Genomic DNA, 23265 nt, shown 5'->3' on the forward strand with positions numbered 1-23265 from the left:
ACATGTGAGCCTCGGTTGGGCTCTGTGCCAGAATGGAAGGCGCTGACAACTAAATAAAGATTTTAAGAATTTTTCAAAGACTCACTACCGTGTGGCGGCAACCTGCGCCCGGGGTGAGCACAACCTCAGGAGATTAGCCACTGATGGCATCCAAGAAGAAAACAGAAGAAGCACGTAGTGAATCGACGTTGGCCACGGCTGTAGCGGGGATTGACCGCGAGGCGCTCGCCCCCAAGACCCGCCTCTATGCCCTGGCTAAGCAGGTGGGCGTGGCCTCCAAGGAACTGGTGGCTCAGTTCGCACAGATGGGAATTAAGAAGTCTGCGCAGTCCTCGCTGACCCCGGAAGAGGTGGGCCAGCTTATCGACGCCCTCGTGCCCGCCACCGAAACCCCCGAGCCAGCCGCAGCCGTGGACAACCAGGTCGCGGCCGAGGACGCCGACCAGCCGGAGGGTTTGGCAGAGGACAAGCCCACGAAGACCGTCAAGAAGAAGCGCGCTAAGCGCGCGGTCAAACGCGTGAGCAAAGCAGGCAAGAAGGCTGAGTCGAAGGAGCAGACAGAGGACCCCACACCGGAACAGTCTGCTGCGCAACCGGACAGCGCGGGGGAGTCCCAGGAAGCCGCGCCGGCACAGGATGCTGAGCAGGCCGCGCAGCCGGAGCAGCTGAGCGAGGAGGAAGAAAAGCTGCGCGAGCGCGTGCGTAAGAACGTTGATAACGAAATTTCGCAGATCGTCGACAAAGTCGATGCCGAAATGCTGCACGAGGCGCTCGCCGAGGCCGGTGATAGCGACGAGGAGGACGATGACCTCACCCCGCTGATCACCCCGATGGCGGAGGAAGACCCAGACGTGTACGACTTTGCGCCAGTCTTCATGGCGCCGAAGATTACGCCACTGTCCAAGCGTCAGAAGCCAGAAGAGCGCGAGGAGGAATCCGAGGAGGATGCAGCGCCGGTAAGCCAGCCGCGCGGTCGCCGTCGCGGCAGCCGTGGAACCTCCCGTGGCCGCGGGGCAGAAGGCCGTGCGCCGGAGCGCGAAGAGATCGAGCACATCGACGAGCCCAAGGCCATCAAGGGCTCAACCCGCATCGAAGCACAGCGCCGTCGCCGCGCGGAGCTGCGGGAGAAGGGCCGCGAGCGCCAGCACATTGTGTCGCAGGCGGAGTTCCTGGCGCGCCGCGAATCCGTCGAGCGCACCATGGTGGTGCGCGATAAGCAGCGCACTGACGGCGCAGGCATCATCACACAGGTTGGTGTACTGGAGGATGACCTTTTGGTCGAGCACTTCGTCACGACCGAAACGCACCCGTCCCAGATAGGCAATATCTACTTAGGCCGCGTGCAAAACGTTCTGCCGTCGATGGAGGCGGCCTTCGTGGATATCGGACAAGGTCGAAACGGCGTGCTGTACGCGGGGGACATCGACTGGCGCGCATTGGGCATTGGCGGGCGCAGCCGCAAGGTAGAAAACGCCTTGAAGTCCGGTGATCAGGTTCTCGTCCAGGTGGCCAAGGACCCCATTGGTCATAAGGGCGCGCGTTTGACCACCCAGATTTCCCTGGCCGGTCGCTTCCTGGTGTACGTGCCGGGAGGGCGCAGCGCGGGAATCTCCCGCAAGCTGCCGGCACCGGAGCGCAAGCGCCTCAAGGGAATCCTGGAGCGCGTCATCCCAGGAGATGGCGGTGCCATCATCCGTACCGCAGCGGAAAACGTGTCGGAGGAGGATATTGCCTCCGATGTCAACCGCCTGCACTCGCTGTGGGAGGACATCAGCGCCCGCGCCGCGCACGAAAAGGCAACGAAGGGCGCTAAGCCGGTCACCTTGTATGAAGAGCCGGATCTGCTCATCAAGGTGGTGCGTGACCTTTTCAACGAGGACTTCAGCACCTTGGTGGTGGACGGTAAGCGTTCCTACAACACGGTCAGCGCCTATGTGGACTCGATGGCACACGACCTGGCCGATCGCGTCGTACGCTATGACGCACGCGAGCACGATGGCGAGGATGCCTTCAGCGCCTACCGCATCGATGAGCAGCTGCAGAAGGCTTTGGGCCGCAAGGTCTGGCTGCCCTCGGGCGGCACGCTCGTGATCGATCGCACGGAGGCCATGACGGTCATCGATGTCAACACCGGTAAGTTCACCGGCTCTGGTGGCAACCTCGAGGAGACGGTGACGCGCAATAACCTCGAAGCGGCCGAGGAGATCGTGCGCCAGATGCGCCTGCGCGATATCGGCGGAATGATCGTTGTGGACTTCATTGATATGGTGCTGCCGGAAAACCAGGACCTTGTGCTGCGCCGCCTCAAGGAAGCGCTGGGCCGGGACCGGACGCGCCACCAGGTTTCTGAGGTCACCTCCCTGGGCCTGGTGCAGATGACGCGCAAGCGCGTCGGCACCGGCCTTATCGAGACCTTCTCCACCGAGTGCGAGGCCTGCCATGGCCGGGGCATCATCATCCACGACTACCCGGTTGATGAGGAGACGGAAGAGGATAACTCGAAGCCGCAGCGCCGTGGCCGCAAGGAGCGCCGCGCACCGCAGCGCGATCCGAAGAAGCACCCCGCCGCTGTGCGCATGCACCGCGACGACGAGGATGCTGCAGCGAACCACGAGCCCGCCGGGCCTGAAATCGTAGAGGAAACGCGCGACGAGGAATCCTCTCTGGAAGAACTCGTGGCCAACGTGGTCGTTGTCGACGAGGAAGAAGCGGATACGCCGGATAGTGCCTCCATTGGCTACGCCGTAGCGGAAAACCTGGAAGCGAAGCGTTCGAAGCCGAAGTCAAAGCAGAAGCGCTCGCGCAAGCCGCGCCGGGCAACGCGTACTTTCCGGGAGCCGCAGCGCGAGGAATCCCGCGAAGCCCCTCACGCACAGCAGCAGGGGCAGGATAAGAACGCTAACAACGCTGAAGCGGAGAAATCCTCCGGGCAGCGCTCGGAGCAGACCTACGAGGAGGCCGTCGCCGCCTTCGGGAACTCGCCGCGCCGCAAGCGCCGCACGCGCGGAAACTCCCGCTCGGATATTCGCCCGAAGCGCGAAGACTTCGTGCAGGAGGAGACGCCGGCCAAGGAAGCCCAGTTGGCTACCTCCAAGAAGCAGGATAAGGCTGAGCGCAAGAACGCGGAGTCGGGCGAGACAACGAGCGTGCGCTCCACCCGTGGTCGCGGTCGTCGTCGGGTGGTGCGCAAGATGTCGCAGAGCCAGCCCACCCCGGCATCGAATGAACGCGGACAGGGAAGCGACGCTAAGGAGCGCGAGGCCTCCGTACGGACTACGGCGTCGACAAGAAGCAGGGGCGGGCGCGGGAGGCGTCGAGTAACGCGGCGCAGGTCGCGCTAGAAAAGGCGTTTTGCCTTTTCGCCCCCTCACGGGGTAGTCTTTGACAGTCGCTGTTTAGACCATGAATGCGCTGGATGGGACGAACGCGGTTTTCGCGCGTCTCTCGCGGCTTATGATCTGAACGCAATTGTCCAATGTCCATTCGTTAGCGGCACCACCCAGCCGCTAACGAGCCGAGTTTAGATAAGGGGTAGCCCTCTATGTACGCGATCGTCAAGACCGGCGGAAAGCAGTACAAGGTTGCTGAAGGTGACCTCGTCAAGGTCGAGAAGATCGAGGGTGAGCCGGGTTCCTCCGTTGCTCTCACCCCGGTTCTGCTCGTCGATGGCGCAACCGTCAAGTCGAAGGCTGCAGACCTGGAGAAGGTCTCTGTCTCCGCTGAAATTGTCGAGCAGGGCAAGGGCCCGAAGATCGACATCCTCAAGTACAAGAACAAGACTGGTTACAAGCGTCGCCTTGGCCACCGCCAGCCGGTGACCACGCTGAAGATTACCGGTATCAAGTAAGCCTTAACCGGCTCTAATTCATCCCTGAAGGAGGGGAAACCACATGGCACACAAGAAGGGTGCTTCCAGCTCCAGCAACGGTCGCGATTCCGAGTCCAAGCGCCTCGGCGTCAAGCGCTTCGGTGGTCAGCAGGTTAAGGCCGGCGAGATCATCGTGCGTCAGCGCGGCACCAAGTTCCACCCGGGTGAGAACGTTGGTCGCGGCGGCGACGATACCCTGTTCGCTCTCGCTGCAGGCTCTGTTGAGTTCGGCGTCAAGCGTGGCCGTCGTCTGGTCAACATTGTTCCGGCTGAAGAGGCTGCTGCTGAGGCTACTGCCTAAGGAGTATGCTTCACGCACGCTAGTGCCCTTCCCCTCTAGAGAGGAAGGGCACTTTTTATGTGAATACGGTGTCGGGCAGAGAGAAGAGTGCTTATTTATCAAGTTTGCGGGGCGTCACGTTAGGTTCGCGTGAGCTCTACATTTTCTGGCAGAGGGCACAACTCCTGCGCTTGCCAAAGGGGCGAGACGGCCAGTAGTATTCTCGTCGAACTACATTATAGGGGCATAAAAATTTGCTCTGCTTTCCCTTGAATAGGGAGATAGGAAGACTTATGAACAAAGTTTCTACCCGCCTTGCTGCTGTTTTTGCAGCAGGCACTTTGTCCATCGCTAGCGTTGGTTTCGCTGGCCCAGCCCTAGCTCAAACTACGCCGACCGCAACTGAGGCTGGCGTGGAGACCGCCCCAAATCCTGCCAAGATTACGAACGCCGATGTGATCAACGCAGACGAAAAGGTTAATCTCACCATCAAGAAGTACCTCGGTGATCCTGGAGATACGTCTACCCCGTTGCCTGACGCTGAATTTAAGGTCGAGCGTGTCAACGTTGACCTGACCACCCAGGAAGGCTGGAAGCAGCTTTCCGGTTTTACTGCAGAAAACGCTGATATCGATCGAGGGTTTGCAGCGCTAACAAAGAAGACCAACGCCAGCGGTATCGTCACTTTCGATACGGCGTCCGATGGTCTGAAGGTCGGCGCCTACAAGGTTACCGAGATCAACCGCGACGGATACACCACCGCACCACCGTTTCTCGTGACGCTGCCGCATGATGTCGACGGCAAATGGATCTATGAGCAGACGGTTTCTCCAAAGAACCAAAAGGTTACGCCTTCGAAGCAGGTGAAAGATGCTGATGCCACGATCGGTAAGCAGTTGACCTATACGGTTAACGCCCCAGTCCCGGCGGATACGCTGAGCCGCTTCATCATCCAGGACCCGCTTAACGCTGCACTCGAGGTCAAGACCGGTGATGTCAAGGTCTCGTTGGATGGCGCTAAGAATGGGGCAACCCTCGCAGCTAGCGACTACAACGTCACTCTCGATTCCGCTTCCAATGCCCTTCAGGTGGAGTTCACGAAGGACGGGCTGACCAAGCTTCAGGAAGCACGTAAAGGCGCTCCGGGGCTGAAGGTCCTCGTTGAGTTCCCTGCCACCATCACCAAGGCACCGGAAGGCGGCGAGATTACTAACACCGCAAAGATCCTGCTGCCCAATGGCGCTGAAGTGGATACCAACGGTGATGACCCGGCTACCCCGGACACAGAGGACAACCCCACCAAGACGACGTTCGGTAACCTGACCATCACCAAGACGTCCGGCAACGCTAAAGACGGCGATTCCCTCGATGGCGCTGAGTTTGAGCTCTACCAGTGCAAGCAGGAGAACGGGAAGTGGCAGCTGCTCGGTTCCCCGCTGAACATGGCCACCGCCGCTGACGGCACTCCGGCAACGAAGATTGTCACCTCTGGATCCAAGGGCACCGCACCAAGTCTCGAATCTGAAGCAAAGGGTTACGCCATCCCGATCCAGTCCTTCGCAGCTGAGACCGGAGTTACCGCCAAGGACTACTGCGTTCTGGAAACCAAGGCACCGAAGAACTTCGTGCGTAACGAAGTACCGCAGCACGTCACCGTTGACGTCAATGCTAAGACCCTGGCTGTCTCCGTCGACAACCAACGCAACTCCGTGCTGGGCCAGCTGCCGGCCACGGGTGCATGGGGAATCATCCTTGTCTTCCTCGTCGGACTTGCGCTGCTGGCTCGCGGTATCTACACCTCCTACAAGGATTCCCGCACTGCCTAAGTGAGGTCCAGATTGGAGGAATTTGATGAGCGAACGCAGGAAGCGACGTCGTAACCCGCGCTCCATCATCTACCTCATTCTGGCCCTCTTGGTGTTCCTGTCACCGGTCATATTGACCTATTACAAGAACATCGAGCAACACCGCATTGCGGAGAACTACTCGCGCTCGGTCTCGCGCTTGTCGGAGGATGAACGCGCGGCTGAGTTTGCACGGGCCACGGAGTACAACGCACAGCTGCCGGAAGTCGGTGCTCCCGACCCTTGGGTCAACGGCGTCGATGTGCATTCCAAGGACTACCAGAACTACCTGGATATTCTTGGAACAACAGGGCCGTTGGCGCGCGTGCGCGTCCCTAGCGTGGGCATTGACCTGCCGGTCTACCACGGGACGTCAACAAGCGTGCTGGCCCACGGCGTTGGGCACCTTTATGGCACTGCACTTCCCGTCGGCGGTGTGGGGACCCACTCGGTTCTCACGGGACACACAGGGCTTGCAACACTGACCATGTTCGACAACCTGACCCATGTTTCTCCCGGTGACGTCTTCACCGTGGAAGTCATGGGGGAGGTTCTGGCGTACAAGGTCACTGCCGTGGAGACGGTTCTTCCTGAAGAAATTGAGCACCTGAGAGTCGAAGAAGGAAAAGACCTCCTTACTTTGGTGACGTGCACACCGTACGGCATCAACTCCCACCGTTTGCTCGTCCATGGCGAGCGCACGGAAGTACCTGCCGACTTTGACCAAGGTTTCACTCCGCCGTGGCAGTCATGGATGACCATTGCCATTGCGATCGTCCTTTTAATCATCGTTTATTTGCTGTGGTTGCTGCTACGTCGCCGTAAACGGCACCATCAAGACCAACAGATTCACAGTTAGCGAAAGTTTTTATGCTCATGAAGTCACATGCTCATATCTATGGACGCTTCGCGTCCGTGCTTGCTGTCTTCATGATCGTCTGCGTGACCTTGTTTAACGCAGTGCCTGCGCCCGCCCAGCAAGCAGCGAGTTTGGTTATTGCCAAAACTCTAGGCGCTGGTATGGCAGGGGAGCCGGTGGATACGCAGGCCCGATTTAAGGCATTCCAGTTAATTGACTTGAAGGCCGATGCCGCCACGGATTTAGGCAAACTAGCGCAGGAAAATCCGCGCCTGCTTAGCGACGACCCCGGATACCGTACCGGCCAAACCTACTTTGCTGACACTAACGAAGAAGGCAAGGCCAGCTTCTATGACCTTCAGCCAGGTGTCTACCAAGTCTCAGAGGTCAGCCTCCGCACGGGCAATGAGCACCGCGACGTGGCTACGCCTATCTTGGTGTACATCGGTGAGAAAACCTCCCTCGTGCGGGCAAAGAACCAGCCCACGGTTATCGAGAAGAAGGCAAGCAGTAACGAGGCGAAGCCCGGCGATGAGCTAATTTTTCATATCACTACGTCGGTTCCGCCGTGCGATGCCAATGGCGAGCTTCACCAGTACGTCGTGATGGATGAATTGGCTTCTCTTCTCAGTTTCAAAGGCATTAAAAATGTACGTGTGTCTAATGCCGATGGTGGTGTGCGGCTCGCAGAGGACGAAGACTATGTGGTGGGGCAATCGGGAAACCGGGTTGAGTTTTCCCTCAAGAAGTCTGGTTTGGCCAAACTTGCAGGCGCACGGGATGGAAATCCAGAAACCAAGGTTCATTTCGACATCGTTACGTCCGTCAAGGAAAAAGCGGACTTCGCTTCGACGGTTCATAACACTGCGCTTTTCTCCCCGGATGGCTATTGTGTGCCGAAAGCAGGGGAGATCCAAGCAGAGAACGCACGCTATAGTCTTGTCGCTGATGAACAGCCTCTCAGCGATGCGCCGGTTGCTTTAGATTGCTTTATCGGCCTCGCACCGGAAAAATCGAACACGGCTGAAGTAGTTCTTGATAGCAGCGGGCAACCAGGTGGATCGAGCAATTCAGGCCTGTGGTGGCCCATTGCCGCCCTCGTCGCAGCCCTAGGGCTCGGTCCCGCGGGCAGTTCTGCGGGTTCCTCAGAAAAGCCTGGAGGAGAAGTAGAGAGCACAGAGCCGCCAAGCTCGCGAACCTCCACACCGGACGAAGCGCAGCCGCCCACGTCAGAAAAATCCGGGCCGCTGAGTCGGGCGCTTGACTCTCTAGCCAGCACTGGTGCCAGCGTTATCGGAATCATTTTGGCGGGTCTGACTCTCATTGCGTTGTCTGCGGTATTCCTCTCGCGGCGTCGCGAAAGGGATGAAGACGTAGATGAAGTCCCGGCACCAGAACAAGGTGGCCAGCCGTGATAGTGTCCCGCTCTTTAACGAATCACCCACAATTTTTAGGAGCCTTTGTGCAGAAGACCACACTGACCACAGCGATAAAGCGCCTCGGCGCCGTTATCGTGGCGGCCGTGATCGTGGTTGCGGGCCTTGCCATCCCTAATAGCCCTTGGGAAGAACACACCACTGCGGAGGCGCAAGCACAAACCTCGAGGGACTGGGGCACGAACGAGAACATGTTCAACCAGTGTTCCTTCCGGAGGGGCACCGGCGATGTGGCACCGTACGCTCAACAGCTGTGTTGGATTGACATGGCAGGCTTGATGCAGGTGCTTTCTCCGAAGCCTACTCGCGTAACGAAGGACATGGGCCGTTATGAGATGAGCTTTACAGTTAATCTCCTCTCGTACTCCGAACGAGTGGGTGGTGGATCGACTAGGTGGTCGACGGAGATGAAGCGTTTCGGTCTGGCAGCTGGTCCGATTAACAACCGCGTGTTTGGTAACGAAATCGACGGAGTTCAGTACTTCGGTCAATTCACTGGTGACAGCAGCACCCCTGCGATAACTTTTTACAATGATGTCAGTGTTGTCGATGCTGGCCAAATGGCTAAGGTGCAGTTCCGTGACATCAAAATCAAAGACAAGGCTACCGGTAAGAACGTCACTGGCTACCGCATGACCGCGATCGACGCCGAGGCAACGGAGTCTGGGCTCTTCGGCGAGAACATGTCTTTTGACGCGCCCGAGTTGAATCAAGACTTGAATTTGTACCGCCGGATTACACCACCGGGATATCTTCCAGCGTGTGATCCTGCTAGAGACTCACGAAGCATTCTGGGGCCAGGTGAAGAAAGCTACTACAGCAAGGGCGATAACACCTTCAAGGATGTCTACTGTAAGGAGAACACGGCTTATCAGTATCCCGCAGGTACATACATTCTTGGTGGCAACGGTGTTACGTCTCTTGACGTAGGTCTGTTCACGCGTACCGGAACTCAGGCCTTTGCTCTCGCGCTGAACATGGGCCGAATGACAGGAAACGTTGCGCCTGTCGATACCACGATGGAGAAGGCTGCAACGGGACAAGCGACATCCTTTGACTTTTCCATGGCTACCCGTCTCAACGGTACCGAGACACCTGTTCCATGGCAGGGTGAAGGAACCTATACCCAAGCGTTGCGCCAAATGGATGCCTATGATGCAAACGGCACTAATGCTAAGGACGTGATGCTCTTCCGTTCCGCTGCTCAAGGCGCGCAAAAGAACCTTGCTTTTAACCGCTATGAGCCATCATGGCAATGTACTGACCCTACGGATGCAACGAAGAACATCACGGTGAAAGAAGGCCGCGTCCCCGCGGGTAAGGGTGTGTCCTTGGAAAAGGATACGGCTACTGGCACTTCCACTCTCGTGATGGAGAACAAGACCTCAGTTCCCATGAACTGCAAGGTTACGTGGACGCCTAAGTTCAAACCTTCATCACTAAACTTGCGTAAGTCAGTGAGCGGCACTGCGAAAAATTACAAAGATATCCAGCTGCGTACATACGACATTGGCTATTCCTGCACGGAACCTCAAGGGTTCAAAGCAGCATATCCAGACGTGAAACTTGCGGATTCACGCGAGCTTGCCGACGGCGCTGGATATACCGTTACTGGTTTGCCTGCGGGCGCAACGTGCACGTTGACGGAGAAGAATGCACAGGCAAGCCCCGGCACACAGTTGAAGTTGACTTGGACAGGAACCAACGTGACTTCGGGGACTGGAGCTACTCCTACTGCGACGGTCAAGTTGGCCGAGGGAAGCAACAACGCGATGGGCGTGAGCAACGCAGTTGCTGGAAATGCCTTTGATGCGCGTACAGGCACCGTTAACGTGTCCAAACACATTCATGGTGAAGCGGTTGATCAACTTGGAAGCCCACGTGACTACCGCTTTGAGTTGACCTGTGATAGTGCGAACTATGACCAGATAGTCACTATGGAAACTACGTCATCGGGTGCTAACCAGCTCGACGGAACTGCCCAGTTTACGGGTGTACCCCTAGACCGTGATTGCCTCCTCAAGCCGCTGTCAGGCTTGTCGGGAACCGAAACTGAGACGATTGTCTTTGATGGCCGTGAGCTCAAACTGAACGGCGCCGTGGTGGAGAAAAATGACGCCGAAGCCTACTCGCTGAAGTTTCCTGACTCAGGCCAAAACAACAGCATTGCCACTGTGTCAATTGATGCCCAGTATTCCTTCCAGCGCCGTGACGTCAGGGTTCAAAAGAACCTCATTGGACCCGCGGCCGCAAAGGTTCCTTCTGATGGAATCTATGATGTCTCCTACGTTTGTGAGACTCCAAACGATCCTGCCGGCAAGGTAGAAGGCACTCTGAAGCTCGCCAGCGGAAGTGAAAACGCCCAGTACATCAAGGGAGCGCGCGTTGGGTCAGAGTGCCGAATTTGGGAGTCACAGCAACCAGAATTTCCCAATCAGGTTGTGGATAGGACTCAGGTTACGGCGTCTGATACCTCTGACCAGGTCACTACCTTGACTAATGAGGAAGCCAAATCCAAGCCGGTGCTCAAGGTTGAAGATACGACTGATTCGAACCAGAATGCTGTGGCAGTATCCAATCACTATGTCAGCCGGCTGGCTACCGTTGACCTCCGCAAGCTGGTGAGGTCTGAGCTCGGCATTTCCAACCTTTTGCCAGCCGATTATGAAGTTTCATTTGACTGTGGTGTCCGGAACGTCGAGACAGCCGAGGGCCAGTATGCCAACGTCGATCTTCGCGGTGACCTTCGCCTCGGCGGATCGGAAACCAAGCGCCTGATCGCGGATGTGGCTGATGAAAAGCTGGCGTCGCTTGTAAACGAAGGTCCTGATGGCTCGATGCGTGTGCCCTATGGCAACACATGCCGTTTTTCTGAAAAGGATCCTGACACAGTTGGCGGCCTCGACTGGTCGTCCAACGTTGGTTCTCTTAGCCTCGAGGTTGGACAGCCTGAAGAAAAGGTCGACGTAATTAATACCTTCAAGGCTGCCGGCGATGGCGTAACCATTAAGCAACGAACCGCAGGCGTCGCAGACTTTGCACGTCCGGTGGAGTACTCCTTAGAGTGCCAAGCCTCCGACGGTACCCCGCTAAATTTGGGTGAACAGGGGCGCTTCACCCTGAAACCCGGCGAATCTTCTATCCAAGTACCCAGCTCCTCTATTCCAGAGTCCAGTACGTGCCAGATTAAGGAGCTCGATGTTGATGATGGGACGCGTGGAGACGGATTCGAGATCACACGAAACTCCACGTTGAAAACAGATGAGGTGGATAAGTCCTTCGCTACTGGCGAAGGGGTTGATTCTGGCGTATTCACGGTAGGCGAACAAAGCGTGGTTAACATTTCGCACACGTATGACTACGCCGAGAAGAAGATGAAAATCACCAAAGACGTCGCGTTTGATTCGGAAACCGGTGATTACATCTCTCAGGCGCGCAAGAACGTAAAGTATCAGCGTGAATTCGATGTCAGTGTCGTCTGCACCCCGCCGGATGGGGGCGTGGTGGTTTCCCACACAGGAAAGGTAAGTTCTCCGCATTCTGACAACCCGCAAACCCAACAGCTCGTGTTCGACGACATCCCGGACGGCTCCACCTGTCGCGTGACCGAAGGTGATACCACGGCCGCAGAAGGAATTACCTTTACGCAAGAGGTAGAAGCCAACGGTCAACGTGCTGAAAAGTCACTTGAATTTGCCATCAACGGTGACACGCCGGTGCAACTGATTAATACCTATAAGCGTCAGATGGCCAAGGTGGACCTGACTAAGATTGCGAATACTCCCATCGACATCGAAAAGGCACAGCCTGATGTCACTGGGGATAGTGTCTACTACACGCACAATTTCTCTATGGTTTGTTCAGATCCTGAGGGGTCAGACGCAGAGTCCGGAGAGCTCCCACCGGTTGAGACCAAGCAGATCACAGGCCCAGGGCATACCGAATTTGTCAATGTTCCAGTCGGCGCGGACTGCTCCATCACAGGCGATAAATTTGGTCAGCTTGATTTGAAGAAATCTCAGGGCGAAGGCAAGCCAGCGCTTGAGACGCACCTCATTCCAGAAAAGGTTGAGTGGCGTCTGCAACGCAACGACACCGAGCCTTCTATCGACACCGATCTGAAGGAGGGGACCACTACCTCGCAGCAGATTTCTATCAAGGCAGATGATGCCGATGGGACGTCCAACAATGTGCTAACGCTGACTAACTACTACACCTTCGTCAAAGCCAAGCTTGGGATGAGCAAGAAAATCGTTGCTTCGGACGATGACATGAAGGTTTTGCGAAATGCTAAGCCCGGAGTGAACTTTAATTTCAACTACCAGTGCCAAGGCGTGGGATATTCCACTTCTAATATTGGTCTGCCCACAACGCTCGCCGCGGGAGACAACACAAAGTTTGCTGATCCAGGCAGGACGTTTAAATCAAACGAGGTGGAAGTTCCGTCGGGTGCGTGGTGTACCGCAACTGAAGATGAGCCTTCGGCAACCCCTCCGGAGCTGACATGGAGCGCTGATTCGCGCGAAATTTCTAAGCGCGTGGGCTCTGCTGAGTCTTCGGTTGAATCCGTCGACTTTGTTAATACGTATAAGCGTCGCACTGTACCGGTACGCATCGTGCCGATGCAGGACGGCTACTTGGGAGGGGCGGATAACGCCCAATACGACTATGACCTGACGTGTAAAGATCCTTCGGGCACTCAAGAGTCCTTCACCAGAGCAGCGGTGAATACTAACGCGACCTATACAGTGGCTGATAGAGCCGAACCGTCTGGCGGCAGTATTGTTGAGCTCCCGGTGGGATATGACTGCACCCTGGATCTGAGCAAGTCCTCGGCTCTTCAACCACGAGTGCAGCTCGAGGCAACGAGGTCTCAGCGCACTCCATACGTGGAGTTTGGTAAGTGGGTTGGTGGTCAGCCCGATGCTAAAAACCCAACCCAGAAGCTAGCTTCGCTCACGGCTGACGAAGTGACCGATGCGATGAAGAAATACAGCTATGACTTCAACATCGATCCGAAACTACAGTCACGATCTGGCGAACCGGTAATGACGCTGGGCGCGGAAGCGATGCACCTGCGTGATCGCGTTGACGTCACCTTTAGCAAAACGTCCACTGGCGCAGCGGGCGAAGGAAAGACCTTCGAATTTGCGTCTAGTTGTGGTGATACATCTTTCGAGCTCAAATCGGGTGAATCCCACACACTGAAGGGAATTGAGGTCGATCGTAACTGCACGATTCGTGAGCAAACGGCTGACGGACAAGCAGGTGCTGTTGTCTCCGTTGAAAGCTCAGGCGAGCGTTTGGGAAACCCGACGGCCGTCACGCTAACTGATGACGAAGGCCGCCTCACTGGTGGTACGTGGACGTTCGACGTATTGCCAGTGAGCACACCGACGGATTTGTCTACAGATGGCGCGAAATGGGCACTTAATGCCAAGAACTCTTTCCCAGGGCTCAAGGTGAAGAAAAAGATAGATGGTGCTCCGATTAGCGCGATCAGCGGGGCAGTGGCCGATACCGCAATTCTTCCGGATTCGGCTCAGACCATGCGCTTTACCTATGAAGTTGAGAACGAAGGTGCCCTGCACATCGGCAACTTCTTGGTCAAGGAACCCGAGCTAGCTGGGTTTACAGTTCGCAATAGCGCTGGTGAAGAGTATGGCATCAACAATAACGGCCTCATACCGGTCGGCGTATGTAATTTGGGTGACGGCGGTCGGCTAGCGCCGGGAGCCAAGCGGGACTGCTCCTTCGACGTGGTGATTGACCAGGACACGGACACTGCCTTTAGTTATAAGGGCACCGTCTCGGTTACGGCAGATGCATACGCTAAGCAGACCGATACAGTACCCGCAGCTCAGGTCTCTGCTTCCGACACGTATGGGGCACTACGCTTGAGCGGGCTGCTGGCAAAGATGCTGCCGGATACGGGTATGCAAACTCTAGTCTTCGTGCTTGTACTCGGCCTCGCGGTATTGGCGTTGGGTTTGTGGTTCTACATGCGCAATCGGGAGGACGATGACGAAACGGAAGAATAAGCGCCGTTCCTTCTGGCTCATCATCGCCGGAATCCTCATCCTGCTGTATCCCATCGTCGCTACGCAGTACAACGACTACCAACTGCACCAGCAAGCCGAATCTTATGGCAGGTCTGTGCGCGGCATAGACCCGCCAACGCAGCGCGAGCACTATATTCGTGCAGCGCATGAGTACAACGAATGGTTGGCGCAGCAAGGGCATCACGCTTATCCTCCCGAGCCCGCTTCACCTGGCTTCGAGCGCTACAGGGATACACTCAATGCTCCGGAGACGGGTGGGGTTATGGCGCGTTTGCGTATCGCCTCCATCGGCGTGGACCTACCTGTTTTCCATACGACCGCTCCCGCAGTTTTATATGGCGGGGCCGGGCACATGTTTGGTTCTTCTTTGCCTGTCGGTGGGCTGGGGACCAACGCGGTGATTTCGGCGCATACCGGGATGGTCAATGCCTCAATGTTTGATAACCTTCCGCGCCTGCAGGATGGTGAGACCGTGACCATCGATGTGATGGGTGAAACCCTCACCTATAAAGTCACCGGACGTGAAGTAGTCAAACCCGAAGACTATGATGCTGTCACCTACGAAGCTGATAAAGACAAACTCACCCTCATTACCTGCACGCCCTATGGCATCAATACCGACCGATTGCTGGTTCACGCAGAAAGAGTGGACACTGTGGCAGAGGAGGAACCTGGATGGCAACCTAAGCTATCGTGGTGGATGATTTTAGCGCTCATCCTTATCGCCGCGGTGCTGGTGATTGTGTGGTGGAATGAGCGACGTCGTAAGAAGAAACGTAGCCAGCGAGTAAGCTGACTACCTTTAGGCCCTAATTAAAAACTTGATTTGGAGACTGGCCCAGACCAGTACGGAGAGTAGCGAGAATGGCACGATTCATTGACCGAGTGGTCTTGCACCTGCAGGCAGGCGACGGCGGACACGGCTGCGCCTCCGTCCACCGCGAAAAGTTCAAGCCTCTCGGCGGCCCAGATGGTGGCAACGGCGGCCACGGCGGAGACATCCTGCTGGAGGTCTCAACCCAAATCCACACCCTCATGGACTTCCACTACCGCCCGCACATCAAGTCTGAACGCGGCGGCAACGGTGCTGGCGATATGCGCAACGGCGCGCGCGGTAAGGACCTCATTCTGGAGGTACCGGCGGGCACCGTGGTCTATACCGAGGACGGGGAGATGCTCGCGGATCTCACGGTCCCAGGTACCCGCTTCGTGGCTGCGGAGGGTGGCTTCGGCGGACTCGGCAACGCAGCACTCGCTTCGGCTGCCCGTAAAGCCCCGGGCTTTGCGCTGCAGGGCGAGCCCGGCGAGGCGCGCGATCTCATCTTGGAGCTGAAGTCCATGGCGGACGTCGGCCTCGTGGGATTCCCTTCCGCAGGCAAGTCCTCGCTCATTTCGGTTCTCTCGGCCGCCAAGCCGAAGATTGGTGATTATCCTTTCACCACCCTCCAGCCCAACCTGGGCGTGGTGGACATGGGCCATGAGTCTTTCACTATGGCGGATGTTCCGGGCCTGATCCCCGGTGCCGCCGAGGGCAAGGGCTTGGGTCTCGACTTTTTGCGCCACATCGAGCGCACCGCGGTGCTCGCACACGTGGTGGATACCGCCTCCATCGAGCCGGGCCGCGATCCGCTCTCGGATATCGAGGCCCTCGAGACCGAGCTGGCCAAGTACCAAGAGTTGTTGGAGCAGGACACAGGCCTGGGTGATCTGCGCGAGCGCCCGCGCGTCATCATCCTCAACAAGGCTGACGTTCCTGAGGCCGAAGAGCTGGCGGAATTCGTCAAGGGGGACCTTGAGGAGAAGTACGGCTGGCCGGTCTTCATCATTTCCGCAGTCGCCCGGAAGGGACTTGACCCACTCAAGTACAAGCTCATGGAGATGGTCAACGAGCACCGCAAGGCCCAGCCCAAGGTCGCTGCGGACAAGAACCACACCATCATTCAGCCGAAGTCCGTGGGCAAGAAAAAGAAGGGCAGGTTCGCCGACTTCACCGTCACCCCGGACCCCGAGGTGGAGGGTGGATTCATCGTCGAGGGAGATAAGATCGACCGCTGGATTCGCCAGACCGATTTCGAAAACGACGAGGCCGTGGGCTACCTGGCGGACCGCCTGGCCAAGGCCGGTGTCGAGGAGGAATTGCACCGCCAAGGCGCGCAGGAAGGCTGCCCGGTAACCATCGGGGACATCACTTTCGAGTATGAGCCCATGGCCGGTGGCCGCGCAACTGATGCTGGCCGTGGACAGGATGGCCGCCTCATGAGCACCGAGCGTGTCTCCGCCGCTGAGCGTAAACGCGCTTCCCAGGCGCGCCGCGGTCTCGTCGACGAGTTTGATTATGGCACGGATGGGGAGGTCACGCGCGAGTCCGCGAACCGCGATCGCTGGCAAGGCTAGCCCGGTATACTGGGCCGGTATGTCATCCGAAAACGACAACCAGCTCGATTACCCGCTTCCCCTCGAACCCTTCGAGGGGCCAACCCCGGATATGGACTATCCGGAGACGACCACGCTCTCGGAAAAATCTAGTGGTTTCTCCTCGCCCTTGCGTGAGGAGATCACCAAAGCCAAGCGCATCGTCATCAAGATCGGATCCTCGTCGCTAACCCGCGATGACTTTGTGACCTCCACCGAGAAGATCGACAAGATCGTCGATGCCGTGTGTGCCCGCATGAATGTCTCGGACATCATCATTGTCTCCTCCGGTGCGGTGGCCGCGGGCATGGGCCCGTTGGGCCTGACCACCCGCCCCACTGATCTGGCCACTAAGCAGGCAGCTGCCGCGGTGGGCCAGGTGCACCTTGCCTATGAATGGGGTGTGTCTTTTGCTCGCTATAACCGCACCATCGGACAGGTGCTGCTGACCGCGTCGGACGTCGGCAAGCGCGATCGCGCCCGCAATGCCCAGCGCACCATTGACCGCCTTCGCCAGATGCGCACCGTGCCCATCGTCAACGAAAATGACACCGTGGCCACCTCCGAGATGCACTTCGGCGATAATGACCGCCTCTCCGCGCTCGTGGCCAATTTGGTCGGCGCGGATGCCCTTTTCCTCTTCTCCGACGTGGACGGCCTCTACGACAAGAACCCCGCGGAGCCCGATGCCAAGTTCGTGGAGGAGGTGCGCACCGGTAAGGACCTCAAGGCGGTCGTTGCGGGCGACGGCGGCAAGGTGGGAACCGGCGGCATGGCTACGAAGGTCTCTGCTGCTCGCCTGGCCACGCGCGGCGGCATCCCGGTGCTGCTGACCTCGGCGGATAACATCGGCCAGGCGCTTGACGACGCCTCCGTTGGCACCGTCTTCCACACCCGCGAGGAGCGCCGGCTGTCCGCGTGGAAGTTCTGGGCGCTCTACTGCGCGGATACCGGCGGCTCCCTGCGCCTCGACGAGGGCGCCATGGAGGCCGTGGTTCGCGGCGGAAACTCCCTGTTAGCCGTGGGCATCACGGACATCAAGGGTGAGTTCAGCGCCGGAGAGATCGTGGACATTATGGGCCCCAAGGGCCAGGTCATCGGCCGCGGCGAAGTGGGCTATGACTCCGCCACGCTGCGTAACCTGCTCGGTAAACACACCGAGGAGCTGCCGGAGGATATGCGCCGCCCCGTTGTCCACGCCGATTACCTGTCTAATTTCGCCTCCCGAATTTAATGCGTTATTTCATGGGCCCCGATGTGTGGGCAGCAACCGTGGCGGATATCGACGCTGCCGGGCACGAGCGCGTTGAGAGTTTGGAGCAGGCGGAGGTCTTTGTAAACACCGCTTCGGATCCAGCACAGACCCCGGAGATTCCGGAGAACATCCAGTGGGTCCAGTATTGCTTCACTGGGGTCAACCGTCATATCGATGCCGGACTCATCCGGCGCGACGGCCTCCCGTGGTGCAACTCCGCCGGCGCTTTTGCTAAGCCCGTGGCGGAATCCGCGCTGGGGCTCATGCTCTCCCAGGCACATCACCACAAGGCTTTCGCCCTAGCGAAGTCGTGGTCGGTGGCGCGCGAGCTGGATGAATCCCAGGCCTGGCTCTATGAGCAGCAGGGGCCAACGCGCGTGCTCATCGTGGGTGCGGGAGGAATCGGCACGCAGCTGATGGCCTATCTTGCGCCCTTCGGTGCGCATATCACTGCGGTGAATCGCTCGGGCCGCCCGGTGGACGGCGCTGACGTAACACTGCCTATTGAGCGCGTTGCTGAGGTATGGAGCGAGGCGGATTTCGTGGTGAGCATCCTGCCGGCGACGGCAGAAACGGAAGCTTACTTTGATGCCGCTGTGTTCCGCGCCATGAAGCAAACTGCGGTGTTTATCAACGTCGGCCGCGGCAGCACGGTGGTAACCGATGATCTCGTGGACGCACTGCGCACGGGCGAGATTGCCGGAGCGGGCCTCGAGGTCATGGATCCGGAGCCGCTCCCGGATGGCCACCCGCTCTATGATCTCCCCAATGCCACGCTGACGCCGCACATGGCGGCCTCGGATCACGTGGCCCAATACCACTTGGGTGCTATCTTCAATGCCAACGCTGCTGCGTGGGAGCGCGGCGAGGACATGCCCACGCGCGTCGACCCGGACGCCGGATACTAACAAGGAGGATGTTCATGAAGTACGCCATCGAACCACACCCCTGGGAGGAGACCATCGAGGTGCTCCATGCCGCGGGCTTTGAGCGCGCTCCGCTTGATGAGGCCTCCTTCCTCATCTACACCGGCAACGGCACTGATTTCCCGGACCCGCTGCCGGAGAACATCGGTTTCGTGCAGATTCCCTCGGCGGGCGTGGATCACGTCTTGGATGCTATGAAGACGACCACCGTGCCGTGGTCGAATGCCGCTGGCGTCTATGACAACACGGTGGCGGAATCCACCATCGCGCTGCTTTTGGCGCAGCTGCATGCGCACCGCCGCGTCAATGGCACGTTTGATTCCTATGCAGAAATGGAAGCCCATACCTCCTACCTCTATGACGAGAAGACGGTGGCCATTATTGGTGCCGGTGGTATCGGCAAGCGCCTGATTAGCATGCTCTCCGGCTTTGGGCCACGCATCATCGCGGTCAACCGCTCCGGCAACCCGGTCGAGGGTGCGGAGGAAACCTACCCGATTTCCCAGGTGGACAAGGTCTGGCCGAAGGCGGATTACTTCGTTCTCATCGCGCCGCTGACCCCGGAGACCCGCCACATGGTGGATGCGGAAGCGTTCCAGCAGATGCCGGAGCACGCGGTGGTGGTCAACGTGGGCCGCGGCCCGCTTATCAACACCGAGGACCTCGTTGCGGCGCTGGAGACAGGCGAGATCGCGGGTGCGGCACTCGACGTCACCGACCCTGAGCCGCTGCCGGAGGATCACCCGCTGTGGCAGGATAAGCGCGTGGTCATCACCCCGCACATTGCCAATACGCAGCGCTCCGTGCGCGAGAAGATCGGCGCGCATACTATCAAGGTGGCCGAGGCTTTCTCGGCGGGGGAGGAGCTACCTACTCTGGTTGATCCGAAGGCTGGCTATTAATGGAGAATCCCGAAATCCGAGTCGGCGATGCCGAGCGTTCCGCGGCCTTGGAGCAGTTGAGCCAGCACTTCGTCAACGGTACGTTAGGCCCCGATGAATTTGAGCAGCGCACCGGCGAGGCCGCCGTAGCGCGCACGCGCGGGGACGTCGAAAAGCTCTTTGCGGACCTGCCAGAGCTTTCCACCCCCAGCGCCACAACACCCGCACGCCGCCACGAGGCGGAGCTGGAGGACATGCTCGCCCGCGGCCGCAAAGTACAGATAGCCGATGCGCTTATCTGGTCAGTGGCCATGATCACCTTTTTCTTGGGGCTTTTCCTTTTCGAATCGGGCTACTTCTGGCTCGCCCCCGTCATCGGTGCCTTTGCGTCGATAGGTGTGCGCGGAGTGCTGAATTTTAGTGACTCGGATGAAGAGCTCTTCGACGAGCTTTCCGAAGGGGAAGAGAAAAAGCGCGCCGAGCGCCTGCGTGCCGCAGCTGAGCGCCGCCGCGAGCTCGAGGCCTAACTAAAGGCCGCTCCGAGCCTATAGCTGCACAAAATCCCTGACAAGCGGGCAGACCTTCCGTACGCTGGTATGGCATGAGCAACACCGAACGTGAAGAAGTTCTGTCCAAAGCCCGCGCCGCCAAGGCGGTGGCGCCACAGTTCGCGCAGCTGCCCACCCCGCGCAAGAATGAAATCCTCCACCGCGCCGCTGAGAATCTGATTGCGCACACCGAGGACATCCTCGCTGCTAACCAGCTTGATATCGAGGCCGGGCGCGCTAATGGCATGTCTGAGTCCCTCATTGACCGCCTGTCGCTGGACGCCGCCCGCATCGAGGGCATTGCCGGCGGCCTGCGCCAGGTGGCCTCCCTCCAGGACCCGGTAGGGGAGATTCTGCAGGGCCGCACCATGGATAACGGCATTCAAATGAAGCAGGTTCGCGTGCCACTGGGCGTGATGGGCATGGTCTATGAGGCCCGCCCGAACGTCACCGTTGATGCCTTTGGCTTGGCTCTGAAGTCCGGCAACGTGCCGCTGCTGCGCGGTTCCAAGTCCGCGAAGAACTCCAACGCCAAGCTCGTGGAGCTCCTCCAGGACACCCTCGCGGAGTTCGATCTGCCGCGCGACGGTGTGCAGCTTCTGCCCTGTGAGACCCACGATTCCGTGCAGGATCTCATCACCGCCCGTGGCCTGGTGGACCTCGTCATCCCCCGTGGCGGCGCGCGCCTCATCAATGCTGTCGTGGAAAACGCCACCGTCCCCGCCATCGAGACCGGTACTGGCAATTGCCACTTCTACGTCGATGCTTCCGCGGACCTGGACAAGGCCATCGACATGGTGATCAACGGCAAGACCCGCCGCACCTCGGTGTGCAATGCCACGGAGGGCGTGCTAATCGACGCCGCGCTGGACGACGCCTCCAAGCTCCGCATCATCACCTCCCTCCAGGAAGCCGGGGTCACCATCCACGGTGATGTCAAGGAGCTCGAAGCCTTCGGAGTCAAGGACGCCGTGGAGGCCACCGACGAAGAATGGCGCGAGGAATTCCTGTCCATGGATATCTGCGCCAAGGTGGTCGACGGTGTCGATGGCGCCATCGCGCACATCGCCGAATACACGACGGGCCATACCGAGGCCATCGCCGCCCAGGACGCCGACGTCCTGCTGACCTTTGCCAACGAGGTAGATGCCGCAGCGGTCATGCTCAACGCCTCCACCGCGTTTACTGATGGTGAGGTCTATGGCATGGGCGCGGAAATCGGCATCTCTACCCAGAAGCTGCATGCGCGCGGCCCAATGGCTTTGCCGGAGCTGACCTCCACCAAGTGGGTGCTGCAGGGCACCGGCCAGACCCGCCCCTAGAGCCAGCTCGAAAAGCTACTCGAAAGCTACTCGAAAGGAATTTTTCGAGTCTGACCTGCGCAAAACAACCTACTCGAAAACTTTTCGAGTAGAATGTTGACCTGTGAGTGTACAGCGAAACTTTCACAAAGAGCCACAGTTGCTTTTGAGTGTGCCCGAAGATCAGTGGTTCGATCGTAAATCGTTCCGAATCAAGCCCAAGGATTTGGCCAAGACAATCGTCGGAATGGCTAATGCTGAGGGCGGTGTTATTGCCGTGGGGATTACGGATCGTGAGTTTGATGGCCTCCCCACAGCAGGGCAGGGTAACGATTTGCGGCAAACCCCGTTGGATCACACGGATCCGACCGTCAGAGTTCGCATCGAAACGCTCGAGGTAAACGAAGACGCTGAAGTGTTCCTCTTTCATGTGCTGCCCAGCGAGCGCGTTCACTATTTAAAGTCAGGGGAGTGCTACCTGCGGGTAGGGGATGAGTCTAGGCATCTGAAAGCCGACGATATCCTTGAGCTTCGATATACCAAGGGTGAGCAGCAGTACGATGCTACGGTGCCGGCGCATGCAAGTCCGGAAGATCTCGATATGACCTTAGTCGAAGATTATGCTGACATTATTGGTTCGGCCTCCGGTGTGGATTCACTCCGGGCGCGAAATCTGATTGACCGCCAGGGGCGGCCGCGGGCCGCCGCGCTCTTGCTGTTTGGAAAGAATCCGCAAGAGTTTTTCCCGAATGCTCACATCCGAGTACTTCGCTTCGCAGAAGATGAGCGTCTGCCGGGGCAACTGCAGCAGTTGGTGGAAGACCATCGTTTTGACGGTCCTGTGCCGGAGCAGATTCGTGCAGCACAACAAGTAATTGGTGGGATGTTGCCGACAGTTCGTAGGCTGACGGGGGCGGGACTATTCGAAGATGAAAATCTCATTCCGCATGATGTGTGGCTAGAAGGACTGGTTAACGCCGTCGTGCACCGTTCATACAGTATGGCGGGTGACCACATTCGCTTTGAGGTGTACCCCAGTCGGATTGAGGTCTCGAGCCCTGGACGCTTTCCGGGGCTTGTTGATCCTGCTAAGCCTGAATCGATAGCTCGTTTCGCGCGCAACCCACTCATCGCACGCGTCACTGCTGAGTTGCGGATAGGCCAAGAACTGGGTGAGGGCATCCGCCGTATGTTTGCCGGTATGCGCCGTGTCGGTTTTGCTGATCCCTCATATACGCAGACCAGCGGCAGTGTTGTTCTGACCTTGAAAGCGGTTCAACGATTGAACGAGCAAGTCGTGAAGGATTTGCCACGCCATGCTGAAGGAGCGTTGGCAGCGTTGGAAACGAGCGCACGTCCAATGTCTACTGGGGAAGTGGCTGAAGCCCTTGGTGTGTCAATTCCATCTGTGCGTCGTGCGTTACAGGCCATGCGTGGCAAGGGGCTGGTGAAATGGAGGGGTAATGGTCCGCGTGATCCGAGGGCGGTGTGGTTTGTTGAAGGGCCTTTTGGGTGAGCTGGGTAGAACTCAAAAGCTACTCGAACCTGACTTAGGTCATGGGTGGGTGAGTAACGTCACTCTTGACACTGTTA

15 protein-coding genes are annotated in these 23265 nt (G+C 58.3%); all 15 read left to right on the top strand.

Annotated features, from left to right (window positions below):
• Nucleotides 1–143: 143 nt before the first annotated feature.
• The 15 genes from ABZS45_RS01050 (at nt 144) to ABZS45_RS01120 (ending at nt 23188) form a co-directional block, all read left to right on the top strand.
• Entirely contained in the window at nt 144–3341 is a 3198-nt protein-coding gene (locus ABZS45_RS01050; RefSeq protein WP_412100269.1) for a translation initiation factor IF-2 N-terminal domain-containing protein, read from the top strand.
• Nucleotides 3342–3541: 200 nt separating this feature from the next.
• Nucleotides 3542–3847 (top strand): 50S ribosomal protein L21, encoded by a 306-nt coding sequence (gene rplU, locus ABZS45_RS01055; protein ID WP_010190885.1) that lies wholly within the window; start codon nt 3542–3544, stop codon nt 3845–3847.
• A gap of 43 nt (nt 3848–3890) precedes the next feature.
• Nucleotides 3891–4169, top strand: a complete 279-nt coding sequence (gene rpmA / locus ABZS45_RS01060; protein WP_010190882.1) for a 50S ribosomal protein L27 — start codon at nt 3891–3893, stop codon at nt 4167–4169.
• Between the two features lie 272 nt (nt 4170–4441).
• Nucleotides 4442–5974 (top strand): SpaH/EbpB family LPXTG-anchored major pilin, encoded by a 1533-nt coding sequence (locus tag ABZS45_RS01065; protein WP_412100270.1) that lies wholly within the window; start codon nt 4442–4444, stop codon nt 5972–5974.
• Between the two features lie 25 nt (nt 5975–5999).
• Nucleotides 6000–6851, top strand: a complete 852-nt coding sequence (locus ABZS45_RS01070) for a class C sortase (protein WP_412100271.1) — start codon at nt 6000–6002, stop codon at nt 6849–6851.
• 17 nt (nt 6852–6868) lie between these two features.
• Nucleotides 6869–8266 carry an isopeptide-forming domain-containing fimbrial protein gene (locus ABZS45_RS01075; RefSeq protein ID WP_412100272.1) on the top strand — a complete coding sequence of 466 codons (1398 nt, stop codon included), beginning with the start codon at nt 6869–6871 and terminating at the stop codon, nt 8264–8266.
• A 2-nt stretch (nt 8267–8268) separates the two neighbouring features.
• Nucleotides 8269–14328 carry a DUF5979 domain-containing protein gene (locus ABZS45_RS01080; protein WP_412100274.1) on the top strand — a complete coding sequence of 2020 codons (6060 nt, stop codon included), beginning with the start codon at nt 8269–8271 and terminating at the stop codon, nt 14326–14328.
• Nucleotides 14309–15145 carry a class C sortase gene (locus tag ABZS45_RS01085; protein ID WP_412100275.1) on the top strand — a complete coding sequence of 279 codons (837 nt, stop codon included), beginning with the start codon at nt 14309–14311 and terminating at the stop codon, nt 15143–15145. The genes ABZS45_RS01080 and ABZS45_RS01085 overlap by 20 nt, the downstream gene beginning before the upstream one ends.
• Before the next feature lie 68 nt (nt 15146–15213).
• Nucleotides 15214–16743 carry a GTPase ObgE gene (gene obgE / locus ABZS45_RS01090; RefSeq protein WP_412100276.1) on the top strand — a complete coding sequence of 510 codons (1530 nt, stop codon included), beginning with the start codon at nt 15214–15216 and terminating at the stop codon, nt 16741–16743.
• A gap of 91 nt (nt 16744–16834) precedes the next feature.
• Nucleotides 16835–17995, top strand: coding sequence for a glutamate 5-kinase (gene proB, locus ABZS45_RS01095; RefSeq protein ID WP_412101115.1), 1161 nt, complete (start codon nt 16835–16837; stop codon nt 17993–17995).
• Nucleotides 17995–18924 (top strand): D-isomer specific 2-hydroxyacid dehydrogenase family protein, encoded by a 930-nt coding sequence (locus tag ABZS45_RS01100; RefSeq protein ID WP_412100277.1) that lies wholly within the window; start codon nt 17995–17997, stop codon nt 18922–18924. The genes proB and ABZS45_RS01100 overlap by 1 nt, the downstream gene beginning before the upstream one ends.
• Nucleotides 18925–18938: 14 nt before the next feature.
• Entirely contained in the window at nt 18939–19844 is a 906-nt protein-coding gene (locus ABZS45_RS01105; RefSeq protein ID WP_412100278.1) for a D-isomer specific 2-hydroxyacid dehydrogenase family protein, read from the top strand.
• Nucleotides 19844–20350 carry a DUF1707 domain-containing protein gene (locus tag ABZS45_RS01110; RefSeq protein WP_412100279.1) on the top strand — a complete coding sequence of 169 codons (507 nt, stop codon included), beginning with the start codon at nt 19844–19846 and terminating at the stop codon, nt 20348–20350. Before ABZS45_RS01105 ends, ABZS45_RS01110 begins: the two co-directional genes overlap by 1 nt.
• Nucleotides 20351–20424: 74 nt before the next feature.
• Nucleotides 20425–21693 carry a glutamate-5-semialdehyde dehydrogenase gene (locus ABZS45_RS01115; RefSeq protein ID WP_412100280.1) on the top strand — a complete coding sequence of 423 codons (1269 nt, stop codon included), beginning with the start codon at nt 20425–20427 and terminating at the stop codon, nt 21691–21693.
• A 103-nt stretch (nt 21694–21796) separates the two neighbouring features.
• Nucleotides 21797–23188, top strand: a complete 1392-nt coding sequence (locus ABZS45_RS01120) for an RNA-binding domain-containing protein (RefSeq protein WP_412100282.1) — start codon at nt 21797–21799, stop codon at nt 23186–23188.
• The last annotated feature ends 77 nt before the right edge of the window (nt 23189–23265 follow it).

Origin of the sequence: Corynebacterium aurimucosum (assembly GCF_046895345.1) — a bacterium.
GTDB lineage: Bacteria > Actinomycetota > Actinomycetes > Mycobacteriales > Mycobacteriaceae > Corynebacterium > Corynebacterium aurimucosum_G.

Coding starts and splice junctions, on each gene's coding strand:
- ABZS45_RS01050 (WP_412100269.1), top strand. CDS start 144: ATGGCATCCAAGAAGAAAACAGAAGAAGCACGTAGTGAATCGACGTTG.
- rplU (WP_010190885.1), top strand. CDS start 3,542: ATGTACGCGATCGTCAAGACCGGCGGAAAGCAGTACAAGGTTGCTGAA.
- rpmA (WP_010190882.1), top strand. CDS start 3,891: ATGGCACACAAGAAGGGTGCTTCCAGCTCCAGCAACGGTCGCGATTCC.
- ABZS45_RS01065 (WP_412100270.1), top strand. CDS start 4,442: ATGAACAAAGTTTCTACCCGCCTTGCTGCTGTTTTTGCAGCAGGCACT.
- ABZS45_RS01070 (WP_412100271.1), top strand. CDS start 6,000: ATGAGCGAACGCAGGAAGCGACGTCGTAACCCGCGCTCCATCATCTAC.
- ABZS45_RS01075 (WP_412100272.1), top strand. CDS start 6,869: ATGAAGTCACATGCTCATATCTATGGACGCTTCGCGTCCGTGCTTGCT.
- ABZS45_RS01085 (WP_412100275.1), top strand. CDS start 14,309: ATGACGAAACGGAAGAATAAGCGCCGTTCCTTCTGGCTCATCATCGCC.
- obgE (WP_412100276.1), top strand. CDS start 15,214: ATGGCACGATTCATTGACCGAGTGGTCTTGCACCTGCAGGCAGGCGAC.
- proB (WP_412101115.1), top strand. CDS start 16,835: ATGGACTATCCGGAGACGACCACGCTCTCGGAAAAATCTAGTGGTTTC.
- ABZS45_RS01100 (WP_412100277.1), top strand. CDS start 17,995: ATGCGTTATTTCATGGGCCCCGATGTGTGGGCAGCAACCGTGGCGGAT.
- ABZS45_RS01105 (WP_412100278.1), top strand. CDS start 18,939: ATGAAGTACGCCATCGAACCACACCCCTGGGAGGAGACCATCGAGGTG.
- ABZS45_RS01110 (WP_412100279.1), top strand. CDS start 19,844: ATGGAGAATCCCGAAATCCGAGTCGGCGATGCCGAGCGTTCCGCGGCC.
- ABZS45_RS01115 (WP_412100280.1), top strand. CDS start 20,425: ATGAGCAACACCGAACGTGAAGAAGTTCTGTCCAAAGCCCGCGCCGCC.